The sequence below is a fragment of the Bacillus sp. 522_BSPC genome (genome assembly GCF_001076885.1).
GTDB classification, from domain to species: domain Bacteria; phylum Bacillota; class Bacilli; order Bacillales; family Cytobacillaceae; genus Niallia; species Niallia hominis.
This window is the reverse complement of the sequence record NZ_JVDT01000156.1, coordinates 16530-31226: the sequence shown is the minus strand read 5'-3', so window position 1 is coordinate 31226 and position 14697 is coordinate 16530. Positions and strand designations below refer to the sequence as shown.

At 38.7% G+C, this 14697-nt stretch carries 18 protein-coding genes; all 18 read left to right on the top strand.

Annotation, left to right across the window (positions count from 1 at the left end; all coding sequences use genetic code 11):
* Window positions 1–141: 141 nt before the first annotated feature.
* The 18 genes from rpoC to rplN all read left to right on the top strand — a co-directional run bounded on the left by rpoC (window position 142) and on the right by rplN (window position 14673).
* Window positions 142–3741 (top strand): DNA-directed RNA polymerase subunit beta', encoded by a 3600-nt coding sequence (gene rpoC / locus ADJ83_RS13025; protein ID WP_048717903.1) that lies wholly within the window; start codon window positions 142–144, stop codon window positions 3739–3741.
* Between the two features lie 212 nt (window positions 3742–3953).
* Window positions 3954–4202, top strand: coding sequence for a 50S ribosomal protein L7ae-like protein (locus tag ADJ83_RS13020; RefSeq protein ID WP_031537894.1), 249 nt, complete (start codon window positions 3954–3956; stop codon window positions 4200–4202).
* Window positions 4203–4302: 100 nt separating this feature from the next.
* Window positions 4303–4725 carry a 30S ribosomal protein S12 gene (gene rpsL / locus ADJ83_RS13015; protein ID WP_016204553.1) on the top strand — a complete coding sequence of 141 codons (423 nt, stop codon included), beginning with the start codon at window positions 4303–4305 and terminating at the stop codon, window positions 4723–4725.
* A gap of 40 nt (window positions 4726–4765) precedes the next feature.
* A complete protein-coding gene (rpsG, locus tag ADJ83_RS13010) occupies window positions 4766–5236 on the top strand; it encodes a 30S ribosomal protein S7 (protein WP_031537895.1) in 471 nt (156 codons plus the stop codon).
* 47 nt (window positions 5237–5283) lie between these two features.
* Window positions 5284–7359 carry an elongation factor G gene (gene fusA / locus ADJ83_RS13005; RefSeq protein WP_031537896.1) on the top strand — a complete coding sequence of 692 codons (2076 nt, stop codon included), beginning with the start codon at window positions 5284–5286 and terminating at the stop codon, window positions 7357–7359.
* Window positions 7360–7477: 118 nt separating this feature from the next.
* Window positions 7478–8665: an elongation factor Tu gene (gene tuf, locus ADJ83_RS13000; RefSeq protein ID WP_031537897.1), complete on the top strand. Its 1188-nt coding sequence runs from the start codon at window positions 7478–7480 to the stop codon at window positions 8663–8665.
* Window positions 8666–9222: 557 nt separating this feature from the next.
* Window positions 9223–9531, top strand: a complete 309-nt coding sequence (gene rpsJ, locus ADJ83_RS12995) for a 30S ribosomal protein S10 (RefSeq protein WP_009336571.1) — start codon at window positions 9223–9225, stop codon at window positions 9529–9531.
* Window positions 9532–9570: 39 nt separating this feature from the next.
* On the top strand, window positions 9571–10197 hold the full coding sequence (rplC, locus tag ADJ83_RS12990; RefSeq protein WP_048717899.1) for a 50S ribosomal protein L3: 627 nt from the start codon (window positions 9571–9573) through the stop codon (window positions 10195–10197).
* A gap of 28 nt (window positions 10198–10225) precedes the next feature.
* The gene (rplD, locus tag ADJ83_RS12985) at window positions 10226–10849 is read left to right on the top strand and encodes a 50S ribosomal protein L4 (protein WP_031537900.1); all 624 of its coding nucleotides are present in this window, start codon (window positions 10226–10228) and stop codon (window positions 10847–10849) included.
* Window positions 10846–11133, top strand: a complete 288-nt coding sequence (gene rplW / locus ADJ83_RS12980; RefSeq protein ID WP_031537901.1) for a 50S ribosomal protein L23 — start codon at window positions 10846–10848, stop codon at window positions 11131–11133. The genes rplD and rplW overlap by 4 nt, the downstream gene beginning before the upstream one ends.
* Window positions 11134–11163: 30 nt before the next feature.
* The gene (rplB, locus tag ADJ83_RS12975) at window positions 11164–11994 is read left to right on the top strand and encodes a 50S ribosomal protein L2 (RefSeq protein WP_016204561.1); all 831 of its coding nucleotides are present in this window, start codon (window positions 11164–11166) and stop codon (window positions 11992–11994) included.
* Window positions 11995–12054: 60 nt separating this feature from the next.
* A complete protein-coding gene (rpsS, locus tag ADJ83_RS12970; protein ID WP_016204562.1) occupies window positions 12055–12333 on the top strand; it encodes a 30S ribosomal protein S19 in 279 nt (92 codons plus the stop codon).
* An 18-nt stretch (window positions 12334–12351) separates the two neighbouring features.
* A complete protein-coding gene (gene rplV, locus ADJ83_RS12965; protein WP_016204563.1) occupies window positions 12352–12693 on the top strand; it encodes a 50S ribosomal protein L22 in 342 nt (113 codons plus the stop codon).
* 3 nt (window positions 12694–12696) lie between these two features.
* Window positions 12697–13353, top strand: coding sequence for a 30S ribosomal protein S3 (rpsC, locus tag ADJ83_RS12960; protein ID WP_031537903.1), 657 nt, complete (start codon window positions 12697–12699; stop codon window positions 13351–13353).
* 1 nt (window position 13354) lies between these two features.
* Window positions 13355–13789, top strand: coding sequence for a 50S ribosomal protein L16 (gene rplP, locus ADJ83_RS12955; protein ID WP_031537904.1), 435 nt, complete (start codon window positions 13355–13357; stop codon window positions 13787–13789).
* Window positions 13779–13982 (top strand): 50S ribosomal protein L29, encoded by a 204-nt coding sequence (gene rpmC, locus ADJ83_RS12950; protein ID WP_003351417.1) that lies wholly within the window; start codon window positions 13779–13781, stop codon window positions 13980–13982. Before rplP ends, rpmC begins: the two co-directional genes overlap by 11 nt.
* A gap of 20 nt (window positions 13983–14002) precedes the next feature.
* Window positions 14003–14266, top strand: a complete 264-nt coding sequence (rpsQ, locus tag ADJ83_RS12945; protein WP_031537905.1) for a 30S ribosomal protein S17 — start codon at window positions 14003–14005, stop codon at window positions 14264–14266.
* 38 nt (window positions 14267–14304) lie between these two features.
* The gene (gene rplN, locus ADJ83_RS12940) at window positions 14305–14673 is read left to right on the top strand and encodes a 50S ribosomal protein L14 (protein WP_031537906.1); all 369 of its coding nucleotides are present in this window, start codon (window positions 14305–14307) and stop codon (window positions 14671–14673) included.
* Window positions 14674–14697 lie beyond the last annotated feature (24 nt).

The following is a 14697-nucleotide window of genomic DNA, read 5'->3' as shown; positions in this document are numbered from 1 at the left end:
AGAAGATCCTTTTATATCTTTTATAAATAGATTATTCACGTGAGGTCAGACCCTTTTGTGACGGCCTGTCTTTGATTATAAATGTTTTTAAGAAGTTCTAAGTAAGGCAAAAGCCTGAAGATCGAAAGGGAGGTAGGACCCTTGTTGGATGTTAATAATTTTGAATATATGAAAATAGGTCTAGCTTCACCAGACAAAATCCGTTCTTGGTCATTTGGTGAAGTCAAAAAGCCAGAAACAATTAACTATCGTACTTTAAAACCGGAAAAAGATGGCTTGTTCTGTGAGCGTATTTTTGGTCCTACAAAAGACTGGGAATGTCACTGTGGTAAATACAAGCGTGTTAGATATAAAGGCGTAGTTTGTGATCGATGTGGAGTGGAAGTTACTCGTGCAAAAGTTCGTCGTGAGCGTATGGGTCACATCGAATTAGCAGCTCCAGTTTCACATATTTGGTATTTTAAAGGAATCCCTAGCCGTATGGGACTTGTTTTAGATATGTCTCCACGTGCATTGGAAGAAGTTATTTATTTTGCTTCTTATGTAGTAACAGATCCAGGCGATACTGCTTTAGAGAAAAAACAACTTCTATCTGAAAAGGAATATAGAGCATACCGCGATAAATATGGTGTGAAATTCCAAGCTTCTATGGGAGCTGAAGCAATCAAAAAGCTACTATCTGATATTGATTTAAATAAAGATGTAGATGCACTAAAAGAAGAATTGAAAACTGCGCAAGGTCAAAGAAGAACTCGTGCCATTAAAAGACTAGAAGTATTAGAAGCGTTCCGTGGTTCTGGTAATGAGCCTTCTTGGATGATTCTTGATGTACTTCCAGTAATTCCTCCAGAATTGCGTCCAATGGTTCAATTGGATGGTGGACGTTTTGCAACATCTGACTTAAATGATTTATATCGTCGTGTTATTAACCGTAATAACCGTTTAAAAAGATTATTAGATTTAGGAGCACCAAGCATTATCGTTCAAAACGAAAAACGTATGCTTCAAGAAGCTGTTGATGCGTTAATCGATAATGGTCGTCGTGGACGTCCGGTAACTGGTCCTGGTAACAGACCGCTTAAATCTCTATCTCACATGCTAAAAGGGAAGCAAGGACGTTTCCGTCAAAACTTATTAGGAAAACGTGTTGACTATTCTGGACGTTCTGTTATTGTCGTTGGTCCTAACTTAAAGATGTATCAATGTGGCCTTCCTAGAGAAATGGCAATTGAATTGTTTAAGCCTTTTGTAATGAAAGAGTTAGTAGAAAAAGGAATTGCTCATAATATTAAATCTGCAAAGAGAAAAATCGAAAGACTTCAGCCTGAAGTGTGGGATGTGCTTGAAGAAGTAATTAAAGAGCATCCAGTATTGCTTAACCGTGCCCCAACTCTACATAGATTGGGAATCCAAGCGTTTGAACCAACTTTAGTAGAAGGCCGTGCGATTCGTCTTCATCCGCTAGTATGTACAGCATACAACGCTGACTTTGACGGAGACCAAATGGCTGTTCACGTTCCTTTATCTTCTGAAGCTCAAGCGGAAGCTCGTTTACTTATGCTTGCAGCTCAAAACATCTTGAACCCTAAAGATGGTAAACCAGTTGTTACTCCTTCTCAGGATATGGTATTAGGAAACTATTATCTAACATTAGAACGTGAAGGTGCAGTTGGAGAAGGTATGATCTTCAATGATACGAACGAAGCTGTTTTGGCATATCAAAATGGTTATGTACATTTACACACACGTGTAGCAGTACGCGCTAGCTCTTTAAACAATGAAACATTCACGGAAGAGCAAAATAAGCAATTGTTATTAACAACTGTTGGTAAGCTAGTATTCAATGAAATTTTACCAAAATCTTTCCCGTATATTAACGAACCAACTAAAACAAACTTAGAAGAAAAAACTCCTGAACGATACTTTGTAGAGCCAGGTGTAGATGTGCCAGCTGCTATTAAAGAGTTGCCAATCATAGAACCGTTTAAAAAGAAAATTTTAGGGAATATAATCGCTGAAGTATTTAAACGTTTCAAGATTACGGAAACTTCTAAGATGTTGGATAGAATGAAGGATCTAGGATTTAAGCATTCTACCAAAGCTGGTATTACTGTTGGTGTGGCCGACATCGTTGTATTAGGTGAAAAACAAGAAATTATCGATGAAGCACAAGGTAAAGTCGATAATGTCATGAAGCAATTTAGACGTGGATTAATCACAGAGGAAGAGCGTTATGATCGCGTAATTTCTATCTGGAGCGCAGCGAAAGATACAATTCAAGCGAAGCTAATGAAATCCTTAGATAAACGAAATCCTATCTTTATGATGAGTGACTCTGGTGCCCGTGGTAACGCATCTAACTTTACACAGCTTGCTGGTATGCGTGGTTTGATGGCCAACCCGGCTGGTAGAATTATTGAGTTACCGATTATTTCAAGTTTCCGTGAAGGATTAACGGTATTAGAGTACTTTATCTCTACTCACGGAGCACGTAAAGGTCTTGCTGATACAGCGTTAAAAACAGCAGACTCTGGTTACTTAACTCGTCGTCTAGTAGATGTAGCACAAGATGTCATTGTACGCGAAGATGATTGCGGCACAGATAGAGGATTGTTAGTTGCTGCTCTTAAAGAGGGTACAGAAATTATCGAATCTCTTGATGAGCGTTTAATTGGTAGATATGCAAGAAAATCAATTAAACATCCAGAAACGAATGAAGTTATTGTTCCTGAAAATGGACTTATCACAGAAGACTTAGCAGTAGAAATTGTAGAGGCGAATATCGAAGAAGTATGGATTCGTTCTGCATTTACATGTAATACACGTCATGGTGTATGTAAAAAATGTTATGGTCGCAACCTAGCAACAGGCCAAGAGGTGGAAGTAGGAGAAGCTGTTGGTATTATAGCGGCACAATCTATCGGGGAACCAGGTACACAGTTAACAATGCGTACATTCCATACAGGTGGAGTTGCAGGGGACGATATCACACAAGGTTTACCTCGTATTCAGGAGATATTTGAAGCTCGTAATCCAAAAGGGCAAGCAGTTATTACTGAAATGGCAGGGGTAATTGTTGGTATCAATGAAGGCAGAGACCGTCAACATGAAATTGTTGTTCAAGGTGAATTAGAAACTAGAACATATACTGCTCCTTACACAGCAAGATTGAAAGTTAAGATCGATGATGTTGTAGAACAAGGACAAGAATTAACAGAGGGTTCTATTGATCCGAAAGAATTAATTAAAGTGAAAAACGTTACAGCAGTACAAGAGTATCTACTTCGCGAAGTACAAAAAGTATATCGTATGCAAGGGGTAGAAATTGGGGATAAACACGTAGAAGTAATGGTTCGCCAAATGTTACGTAAAATCAGAGTAGTGGATGCTGGTGAGACAGATGTATTACCAGGTACACTATTAGATATTCACCAATTTACTGATGCTAACGCAAAAGCTTTAAGAGAAGGTAAGCTTCCAGCAACAGGTAGACCAGTATTGCTTGGTATTACAAAAGCATCTCTTGAAACTGATTCATTCTTATCGGCTGCATCGTTCCAAGAAACTACAAGAGTTCTGACAGATGCTGCTATTAAAGGAAAACGTGATGAATTACTAGGATTAAAAGAGAATGTAATTATTGGTAAATTAGTTCCAGCTGGAACTGGTATGCCAAGATACAGACATGCTGAACCTATTACAGCAGAAGAACTAACAGAAGAGTCAATTACTGTAGAGTAATTAGCGATAAAGCATTTATTTTAGAAAAAAGAAAGTGGTTAATACGAGGATTATCGATTCTATCATTTAGGAAAGAGTCGATAATCCTCGTAAACCATAACTTTTAGGAATATCTATTAAAGTTTTTCAGGAAAATAATTGACATCTAATTTTATAGATGATACTATATCAAAGGTGCTCCTATTTCACCTGTTGCTTTGGAGGATATAAAAATGTCTTATGAAAAAGTACTACAGGCAAGTAAGATAGTAGTAGGAACAAAGCAAACAGTAAAAGCGTTAAAAAAAGGAATAGCGACAGAGGTTATTGTTGCTGAAGATGCTGATCCAATATTAATTAGAAAAGTATCTGAAATAGCCAAAGAAGTTAATGTTCCCATTATACTTGTTGAATCCATGAAGAAGCTAGGCGAATCATGTGGAATAGAAGTAGGCGCAGCAACTGTTGCCATAATTAATTAAAACTGTTTTTATGGAAAATACCATGAAAACTTTGTTTTTGCCCTAATATGAACCACCTGGATGTGTGGGCTTCAAACATAAAGGAAGGGAGGAAAAAGAAATGCCTACAATTAACCAATTAGTACGCAAACCTCGTCAATCTGCTGAAGAGAAGTCGAAGTCTCCTGCGTTAAACAAAGGTTATAACAGTTTCAAAAAAGCACAAACAAACGTATCTTCACCTCAAAAACGTGGGGTATGTACTCGTGTTGGTACAATGACACCGAAAAAACCAAACTCTGCATTACGTAAATATGCACGTGTTCGTTTAACAAATGGTATCGAAGTAACAGCATACATTCCTGGTATTGGTCACAACCTACAAGAACACAGTGTTGTACTAATCCGTGGAGGACGTGTAAAAGACTTACCGGGGGTACGTTATCATATCGTACGCGGTGCTCTAGATACTGCTGGTGTTAACAACCGTATGCAAGGTCGTTCTAAATACGGTACTAAAAAACCAAAAGCAGCTAAAAAATAATAAATTTGATTTTATAGCATAATTGAAAGGAGGAAATCAAATGCCACGTAAAGGTCCTGTAGCAAAAAGAGACGTGTTACCAGATCCGATATACAATTCTAAGCTTGTATCTCGTTTAATCAATAAAATGATGATCGATGGTAAAAGAGGAAAAGCACAAGCTATTCTATATTCAGCATTCGAAATCGTTGCTGAGCGTTCTGGAAAAGAAGCGATTGAAGTATTTGATCAAGCATTAAAGAATATCATGCCAGTTCTTGAAGTAAGAGCACGCCGTGTTGGTGGTTCTAACTATCAAGTTCCAGTGGAGGTTCGTCCTGAAAGACGTACAACTTTAGGTCTTCGCTGGTTAGTTAACTATGCTCGTCTTCGCGGTGAGAAAACAATGGAAGAGAGACTAGCTAACGAAATCCTAGATGCAGCAAACAACACTGGTGCATCTGTGAAAAAGCGTGAAGATACACACAAAATGGCTGAAGCAAACAAAGCGTTTGCTCACTATCGTTGGTAAGATTATAATTCATAAAAATACTTTCAATATGAAAGGAGAAAGACCAAATGGCAAGAGAGTTCTCCTTAGAAAACACTCGTAATATTGGTATCATGGCACATATCGATGCTGGTAAAACGACTACAACTGAGCGTGTACTTTATTACACTGGTCGTATCCACAAAATTGGTGAAACTCACGAAGGTGCATCTCAAATGGACTGGATGGAGCAAGAACAAGAGCGTGGAATTACCATTACATCAGCTGCAACAACTGCACAATGGAAAGGTAACCGTGTAAACATTATCGATACTCCAGGGCACGTAGACTTCACAGTTGAAGTTGAACGTTCTCTACGTGTACTTGATGGTGCTGTTGCAGTACTTGATGCTCAATCAGGTGTTGAGCCACAAACAGAAACAGTTTGGCGTCAAGCAACAACTTACGGTGTACCTCGTGTAGTATTCGTAAACAAAATGGATAAAATTGGGGCAGACTTCCTTTATTCATTAAAAACTTTACATGATCGTTTACAAGCAAACGCTCATGCAATCCAACTACCGATTGGTGCTGAAGATCAATTCGAAGGTATCATTGATTTAGTTGAAATGAAAGCGACTTTCTACGGAAATGACCTTGGTACAGATATTCAAGAACGTGAAATTCCAGAAGAGTACAAAGAGTTAGCTGATGAATACCATGAGAAATTGGTTGAAGCAGTAGCTGAACTTGATGAAGAACTTATGGAAAAATATCTTGGTGGTGAAGAAATCACTACTGATGAGTTAAAGGCTGCTATCCGTAAAGGTACAGTTAACGTTGAATTCTATCCAGTAATCTGTGGATCTGCTTTCAAAAACAAAGGTGTTCAAAAAATGCTTGATGCTGTAATCGAGTACTTACCATCACCATTAGATGTACCTGCAATTAAAGGTACAGCTCCTGATTCTGATGAAGTAATTGAAAAGCATTCAAGTGATGATGAACCATTTGCAGCTCTTGCGTTTAAAGTAATGACAGACCCATTTGTTGGTAAACTGACATTTTTCCGTGTATATTCTGGTACATTGAGCTCAGGTTCATATGTACAAAACTCTACAAAAGGCAAACGTGAGCGTGTAGGACGTATCCTACAGATGCATGCAAACAGCCGTCAAGAGATTACAGAAGTATATGCTGGTGATATCGCAGCAGCTGTAGGTTTAAAAGATACTACAACTGGAGATACTCTATGTGATGAAAAAGATTTAGTAATCTTAGAGTCCATGGAATTCCCAGAACCAGTTATCGAATTGTCTATCGAGCCAAAATCAAAAGCTGACCAAGACAAAATGACAACTGCTCTACAAAAATTACAAGAAGAAGATCCAACATTCCGTGCACATACTAACCAGGAAACTGGTCAGGTTATCATTGCAGGTATGGGTGAACTTCACTTAGATATTCTTGTAGACCGTATGCGTCGTGAATTCAAGGTTGAGGCTAATGTTGGTGCTCCTCAGGTTGCTTATCGTGAAACATTCCGTTCTTCTGCAGCAGTTGAAGGGAAATTCACTCGTCAATCTGGTGGTCGTGGACAATATGGTCACGTTTGGATTGAGTTTGCACCAAACGAAGAAGGTAAAGGATTCGAATTTGAAAATGCTATCGTCGGTGGTGTTGTTCCTCGTGAATACATTGCTCCAGTTCAAGCTGGTCTAGAAGATGCATTACAAAGAGGAGTACTTGCTGGTTATCCATTGGTAGATATCAAAGCTAAATTATTTGATGGATCATACCATGATGTTGACTCATCTGAAATGGCGTTCAAAATCGCTGCTTCAATGGCATTGAAAAATGCAGCATCTAAATGTAATCCTGTAATTCTTGAGCCTGTTATGAAAGTAGAAGTTATCATTCCGGAAGAATACATGGGTGATATCATGGGTAACATTACTTCACGTCGTGGACGTGTTGAAGGTATGGAAGCTCGTGGTAACGCACAAGTAGTTCGTGCAATGGTTCCACTTTCTGAAATGTTTGGTTATGCTACGACATTACGTTCAAGCACGCAAGGTCGTGGGGTATTCTCAATGGTGTTCGATCATTATGAAGAAGTACCAAAATCAATCTCTGAAGAGATCATCAAAAAAAATAAAGGGTAATTGTTGATTTTACCTTTTTAATGAAGTATAACTACTATGTAAGCAATAAAGCTGTGATGAATATTCACAGCTCTATAAAAATACTTAATTTTTTTAAAATCAAAGGAGGATTTTCCTAATGGCAAAAGCTAAATACGATCGTTCTAAGCCACACGTAAATATTGGAACTATTGGTCACGTTGACCATGGTAAAACTACATTAACAGCTGCTATCACAACTGTACTTTCTAAAGTGGGTGGCGGTGAAGCACGCGGATATGATCAAATCGACGCTGCTCCAGAAGAGCGCGAGCGTGGAATTACAATCTCAACTGCACACGTTGAGTATGAAACAGCTACTCGTCACTATGCACACGTTGACTGCCCAGGACATGCTGACTATGTTAAAAACATGATCACTGGTGCTGCTCAAATGGATGGCGGTATCTTAGTAGTATCAGCTACTGATGGTCCTATGCCACAAACTCGTGAGCACATTCTTCTTTCTCGTCAAGTTGGTGTACCTCACTTAGTAGTATTCTTAAACAAATGTGATATGGTTGATGATGAAGAACTATTAGAATTAGTAGAAATGGAAGTACGTGACCTATTATCAGAATATGAATTCCCTGGTGATGATATTCCTGTAATCAAAGGTTCAGCTCTTAAAGCTCTTGAAGGTGAAGCTGCTTGGGAAGAAAAAATCACTGAGCTTATGGCTGCAGTTGACGAATATATCCCAACACCAACTCGTGATACTGACAAACCATTCATGATGCCAGTTGAGGATGTATTCTCTATCACTGGTCGTGGTACAGTTGCTACTGGTCGTGTTGAGCGTGGACAAGTTAAAGTTGGTGACGTTGTAGACATCATCGGTTTAGCTGAAGAGAAAAAATCAACTACTGTAACTGGTGTTGAAATGTTCCGTAAATTACTTGATTATGCTGAAGCTGGAGATAACATCGGTGCACTTCTTCGTGGGGTTGCTCGTGAAGATATCCAACGTGGTCAAGTATTAGCAAAACCAGGTACTATTACTCCACACGTAAAATTCAAAGCTGAAGTTTACGTATTATCAAAAGAAGAAGGTGGACGTCATACTCCATTCTTCACAAACTACCGTCCTCAGTTCTACTTCCGTACAACTGACGTAACTGGTATTTGTAACTTACCTGAAGGTGTAGAAATGGTTATGCCTGGCGATAACATCGAAATGGATGTTGAATTAATTTCTTCTATCGCTATTGAAGAAGGAACTAAATTCTCAATCCGTGAAGGTGGACGTACAGTAGGCGCTGGTGTAGTTGCTACTATCGTTGAGTAATAACATTTAAAAAAACAAGCTGATTCGTCAGCTTGTTTTTTTGCGCTTAAAAGTAAGTAATCTATGAAAAGAATACTAGGATCAAATAAGTAAGTTAAACAACTCCTTTATTAGAATGAAAGGTATTTAATGTAATAATAAGTATAAGTGTTTACTATTGAAATAATTAGCTATAATAGATAAAAGTATTTATATAGAAGGAAATAGATTTTCCATAATCTTTCTATTTAAACAGCAATCCATTTTTGTTAGAATAAAAAAGTCGCAAAATGATTGGTTCGATTGAAAGATCATTAGCGTCTAATTGACTGACTATTGTACATTGGGTTGAAATATCAGCTTAGAATATGTATAATAATCTGAGTGTACTAAAACGAAAGAAAAATAATAAATGTTGTTGCTTTTCTAGGCGTTTTTATGTATAATAGACAATGTTGGTCTTTGACTGCGATGATGCGGGAGGTTGCTGACACACCCGGCCGCTTTGCCATGGCGAGTGTGTGGGAAATTCCTGCGGAGAATGTCTATTCTAAAATAGGCGAAAAGGAGGGAAAATAATGGCAAAACAAAAAATTCGTATTCGTTTAAAAGCGTATGATCATAGAATTTTAGATCAATCAGCAGAGAAAATCGTTGAAACTGCAAAACGTTCTGGTGCTGCTGTATCTGGACCGATTCCGTTACCAACAGAAAAGTCTATATACACTATCCTACGTGCGGTTCATAAATATAAAGATTCTCGTGAACAATTTGAAATGCGTACGCATAAACGTCTAATCGACATCGTGAACCCAACTCCACAAACAGTTGATTCACTAATGCGTCTGGATTTACCATCAGGTGTAGATATCGAAATTAAATTATAATTGAAATAAACATTTAAACTATCAGGAGGTGTGACTTAAATGACCAAAGGAATCTTAGGAAGAAAAATAGGTATGACTCAAGTATTTGCTGAAAATGGCAACCTTATCCCTGTAACAGTAGTTGAAGCTGCTGAGAATATTGTTCTTCAAAAGAAAACTGTTGAAGCTGATGGCTATACAGCAGTTCAAATCGGTTTTGAAAACAAACGTGAAAAGTTAGCTAATAAACCTGAACAAGGGCATGTTGCTAAAGCAAGTACTGCTCCTAAGCGCTTCGTTCGTGAATTCAGAGATGTTAGCGTGGATGAGTATGAGGTTGGTCAAGAAGTCAAAGTAAGTATTTTCGCAGAAGGCGATGTAGTAGATGTAACAGGTATCTCTAAAGGGAAAGGTTTCCAAGGTTCAATCAAGCGCCATGGACAATCACGTGGACCAATGGCTCACGGATCTCGTTATCATCGTCGCCCAGGTTCAATGGGACCTGTTGCACCAAACCGTGTATTTAAAGGGAAAGCATTACCTGGTCGTATGGGTGGAGAACAAATCACAGTTCAAAACTTAGAAATCGTTAAAGTAGATACAGAACGCAATCTTCTATTAATTAAAGGTAATGTACCTGGAGCAAGAAAAGCTTTATTAAAAATCAAAACTGCTGTTAAAGCATAATTATTAATCTGGAAAGGAGGAAATAAGAATGCCTAAAGTTGCATTATTCAACCAAGACGGTACGCAAGCTGGAGATATCGAATTAAATGAATCAGTATTTGGTATCGAGCCTAACAATCATGTTTTATTTGAAGCTGTTGTTATGCAAAGAGCTTCATTACGTCAAGGAACTCATAAAACTAAAATTCGTTCTGAGGTTGCTGGTGGTGGACGTAAGCCATGGCGCCAAAAGGGTACAGGACGTGCACGTCAAGGATCTATCAGATCTCCACAATGGCGTGGTGGTGGAACAGTATTTGGACCAGTTCCACGTAGCTATAGCTACAAACTACCTAAAAAGGTTCGTAGACTAGCAATTAAATCTGCATTATCTGCTAAAGTATTAGAAGAAAATATTTTAGTATTACAAAGCCTTGCTTTTGATGCACCTAAAACGAAAGAATTCAAAGCGGTACTAGGTAATCTTTCTGTTGAAAAGAAAGCATTAATCGTTACAGCTGATCTTGATGAGAACGTAGCATTATCTGCTCGTAACATCCCGGGGGTAACAGTTGTTACTGCTACTGGAATTACAGTTTTAGATGTTTTAAACCATGATAAATTAATCATGACAAAAGCAGCGGTTGAAAAAGTAGAGGAGGTGCTTGCATAATGGATGCACGCGATACGATTAAGCGCCCCGTTATCACTGAACGTTCTACTGATTTAATGGTTGACAAAAAATACACGTTTGAAGTTGATGTAAGAGCTAATAAAACTCAAGTTAAAGATGCAGTTGAAGAAATCTTTGGCGTTAAAGTTGAAAAAGTAAACATCATGAACTATAAAGGTAAATTCAAACGTATGGGACGTTTTGGTGGATACACAAACAAACGTCGTAAGGCAATTGTTAAATTAACAGCTGACAGCAAAGAAATCGAATTCTTTGAAGCTTAATAATAATATTTAGAAGAGGAGGGAACACAAATGGCGATTAAAAAATATAAACCTACCTCCAATGGTCGACGTAACATGACGTCTTCTGACTTTAGTGAAATCACTACAAGTACTCCAGAAAAGTCATTGCTTGCTCCTTTACACAGAAAAGGCGGCCGTAATAACCAAGGTAAGTTAACTGTTCGTCATCAAGGTGGAGGTCATAAGCGTCAATATCGTGTTATCGATTTTAAACGTGACAAAGATGGCATTCCAGGACGCGTTGCTACAATTGAGTATGATCCAAACAGATCTGCTAACATCGCGCTAATCAATTATGTAGATGGTGAAAAACGCTACATTCTTGCACCTAAAAATTTAGAAGTTGGATTAGAAGTTATGTCAGGACCTGAGGCTGATATCAAGCCGGGTAATGCATTACCACTTGCTAACATTCCAGTTGGTACAGTAATCCACAACATCGAGTTAAAGCCAGGTAAAGGTGGACAATTAGTTCGCTCTGCTGGAACAAGCGCTCAAGTGCTTGGTAAAGAAGGTAAATACGTACTTGTACGTTTAAACTCTGGTGAAGTTCGTTTAATCCTTGCTACATGCCGTGCTTCTATCGGTCAAGTTGGTAATGAACAACACGAACTAATCAACATTGGTAAAGCAGGTCGTAATCGTTGGTTAGGTAAACGCCCAACTGTACGTGGATCTGTAATGAACCCTAATGACCATCCACATGGTGGTGGTGAAGGACGCGCTCCAATCGGACGTAAATCACCAATGTCTCCTTGGGGTAAACCAACACTTGGTTACAAAACGCGTAGCAAGAAGAATAAATCTGATAAATTTATTGTACGTAGCCGTAAAAAATAACGGGGTTGAACTACGGTTCAATGATAGAACCGTAGAACAATCACGAAGGGAGGTTCCATTATGGGTCGCAGCTTAAAAAAAGGACCTTTTGTTGATGATCATTTACTAACAAAGATCGAAAAATTAAGTGATAGTGATAAGAAGCAAGTTGTTAAAACTTGGTCTCGTCGTTCTACGATCTTCCCACAATTCATCGGTCAAACAATCGCTGTTTATGATGGTCGTAAACATGTGCCAGTTTATGTTACTGAAGACATGGTAGGTCACAAACTTGGAGAATTTGCTCCAACTCGTACTTACAAAGGTCATGCAAGTGACGATAAGAAAACAAGACGTTAATGAGAGGAGGGCATTCCAATGCAAGCAAAAGCTGTTGCAAATACAGTTCGTATTGCTCCTCGTAAAGCTCGTTTAGTCGTAGATTTAATTCGAGGAAAGCAAGTTGGTGAAGCGGTAGCTATTTTGAAGTTAACTCCAAAGGCAGCTTCTCCAATCGTAGAGAAAGTTCTAAAATCTGCTGTTGCTAATGCAGAGCATAACTACGAAATGGATATTAATAACCTAGTGGTTGAGCAAGCATATGTTAATGAGGGACCAACTCTAAAGAGATTTCGTCCACGTGCACAAGGTCGTGCAAGTCAAATTAACAAACGCACTAGCCATATTACTATCGTTTTATCAGAAAAGAAGGAGGGGTAATTAGTGGGTCAAAAAGTAAATCCAGTCGGTTTACGTGTTGGGATCATTCGTGACTGGGAATCTAAATGGTTCGCAGGTAAAGACTATGCTGATCTTTTACACGAAGACCTAAAGGTACGTGAGTATATTACAAAACGCCTAAGCGATGCTTCTGTTTCTAAAGTAGAAATCGAGCGTGCAGCAAACCGCTTAAATGTTACTATCCACACTGCTAAACCAGGTATGGTTATTGGTAAAGGTGGTACAGAAGTTGAAGCTTTACGTAAAGCTCTTAACTCACTTACTGGCAAACGTGTACACATCAATATCTTAGAAATTAAAAGAGCAGACATGGATGCTAAACTAGTTGCTGAGAACATTGCTCGTCAATTAGAAAATCGTGTTTCCTTCCGTCGTGCTCAAAAACAAGCGATCCAACGCTCAATGCGCTCTGGAGCTAAAGGTATTAAAACAATGGTATCAGGTCGTCTAGGTGGCGCAGATATCGCACGTTCAGAGTCTTATAGCGAAGGAACTGTTCCATTGCACACTCTACGCGCAGATATCGATTATGCAACTGCTGAAGCTGATACAACTTATGGTAAATTAGGTGTAAAAGTTTGGATCTATCGTGGAGAGATCCTTCCAACGAAGAAGAAAACTGAGGAAGGAGGCAAATAATATGTTACTACCTAAACGTGTAAAATATCGTCGTGTACACCGTGGTAAAATGCGTGGTCAAGCAAAAGGTGGTACAGAAGTTGCATTCGGTGAATATGGTCTACAATCTTTAGAAGCTTCTTGGATTACAAACCGTCAAATCGAATCTGCTCGTATTGCAATGACACGTTATATGAAACGTGGCGGTAAAGTTTGGATTAAAATTTTCCCACATAAGCCTTACACTGCTAAGCCTCTAGAAGTCCGAATGGGTTCCGGTAAGGGTGCTCCTGAAGGTTGGGTTGCAGTAGTTAAGCCTGGAAAAATATTGTTCGAAGTTGCTGGTGTATCTGAAGAGATCGCTCGTGAAGCACTTCGTCTTGCAGCGCACAAACTTCCTGTTAAATGTAAGTTTGTAAAACGTGAAGAAATTGGTGGTGAAACTAATGAAAGCTAATGAAATTCGTGACCTTACCACTGCTGAAATTGAACAAAAAGTTAAATCCTTAAAAGAAGAGCTTTTCAACCTTCGCTTTCAATTAGCGACTGGACAACTTGAAAATACAGCTCGCATTCGTGAAGTACGCAAAGCGATCGCTCGAATGAAAACTGTCATTCGTGAGAGAGAAATCGGCGTCAATAATCGATAAGTTGAGAGGAGGTTCGTAGAATGAGCGAACGCAATCAACGCAAAGTCTATACTGGTCGTGTTGTATCTGATAAAATGGATAAAACCATTACAGTTGTTGTTGAAACATACAAAAAACACCCACTATACGGCAAACGCGTGAAATACTCTAAGAAGTATAAAGCTCATGATGAGCAAAACACAGCAAAAACTGGCGATATCGTACGTATTATGGAAACTCGCCCATTATCAGCTACAAAACGTTTCCGTCTTGTAGAAGTAGTAGAAAAAGCAGTTATTATATAATTGTTCGGAATTAAGCATCCCGAAGGGAGGTTACACACATGATTCAACAAGAATCACGTTTGAAAGTTGCTGACAACTCTGGTGCTCGTGAAGTACTTACTATTAAAGTTCTTGGTGGTTCAGGACGTAAAACTGCAAACATCGGTGATATCATCGTTGTTACTGTGAAACAAGCAACACCAGGTGGCGTTGTTAAAAAAGGTGAAGTAGTAAAAGCAGTAGTCGTTAGAACTAAAAGTGGTGTTCGTCGTGCTGACGGTACTTACATTCGTTTCGATGAAAACGCATGTGTAATTATCCGTGATGATAAGAGTCCACGTGGAACACGTATCTTTGGACCAGTTGCACGCGAACTTCGCGACAATAACTTTATGAAGATTGTATCATTAGCTCCAGAAGTACTATAATATAAATTTTAATTGCCTTTAAGG

What these genes read in the sequence shown, in the direction of transcription:
- ADJ83_RS13020 (WP_031537894.1), top strand. Translation starts at nt 3,954, where the DNA reads ATGTCTTATGAAAAAGTACTACAGGCAAGTAAGATAGTAGTAGGAACA.
- rpsL (WP_016204553.1), top strand. Translation starts at nt 4,303, where the DNA reads ATGCCTACAATTAACCAATTAGTACGCAAACCTCGTCAATCTGCTGAA.
- rpsG (WP_031537895.1), top strand. Translation starts at nt 4,766, where the DNA reads ATGCCACGTAAAGGTCCTGTAGCAAAAAGAGACGTGTTACCAGATCCG.
- fusA (WP_031537896.1), top strand. Translation starts at nt 5,284, where the DNA reads ATGGCAAGAGAGTTCTCCTTAGAAAACACTCGTAATATTGGTATCATG.
- tuf (WP_031537897.1), top strand. Translation starts at nt 7,478, where the DNA reads ATGGCAAAAGCTAAATACGATCGTTCTAAGCCACACGTAAATATTGGA.
- rpsJ (WP_009336571.1), top strand. Translation starts at nt 9,223, where the DNA reads ATGGCAAAACAAAAAATTCGTATTCGTTTAAAAGCGTATGATCATAGA.
- rplC (WP_048717899.1), top strand. Translation starts at nt 9,571, where the DNA reads ATGACCAAAGGAATCTTAGGAAGAAAAATAGGTATGACTCAAGTATTT.
- rplD (WP_031537900.1), top strand. Translation starts at nt 10,226, where the DNA reads ATGCCTAAAGTTGCATTATTCAACCAAGACGGTACGCAAGCTGGAGAT.
- rplB (WP_016204561.1), top strand. Translation starts at nt 11,164, where the DNA reads ATGGCGATTAAAAAATATAAACCTACCTCCAATGGTCGACGTAACATG.
- rpsS (WP_016204562.1), top strand. Translation starts at nt 12,055, where the DNA reads ATGGGTCGCAGCTTAAAAAAAGGACCTTTTGTTGATGATCATTTACTA.
- rplV (WP_016204563.1), top strand. Translation starts at nt 12,352, where the DNA reads ATGCAAGCAAAAGCTGTTGCAAATACAGTTCGTATTGCTCCTCGTAAA.
- rplP (WP_031537904.1), top strand. Translation starts at nt 13,355, where the DNA reads ATGTTACTACCTAAACGTGTAAAATATCGTCGTGTACACCGTGGTAAA.
- rpmC (WP_003351417.1), top strand. Translation starts at nt 13,779, where the DNA reads ATGAAAGCTAATGAAATTCGTGACCTTACCACTGCTGAAATTGAACAA.
- rpsQ (WP_031537905.1), top strand. Translation starts at nt 14,003, where the DNA reads ATGAGCGAACGCAATCAACGCAAAGTCTATACTGGTCGTGTTGTATCT.
- rplN (WP_031537906.1), top strand. Translation starts at nt 14,305, where the DNA reads ATGATTCAACAAGAATCACGTTTGAAAGTTGCTGACAACTCTGGTGCT.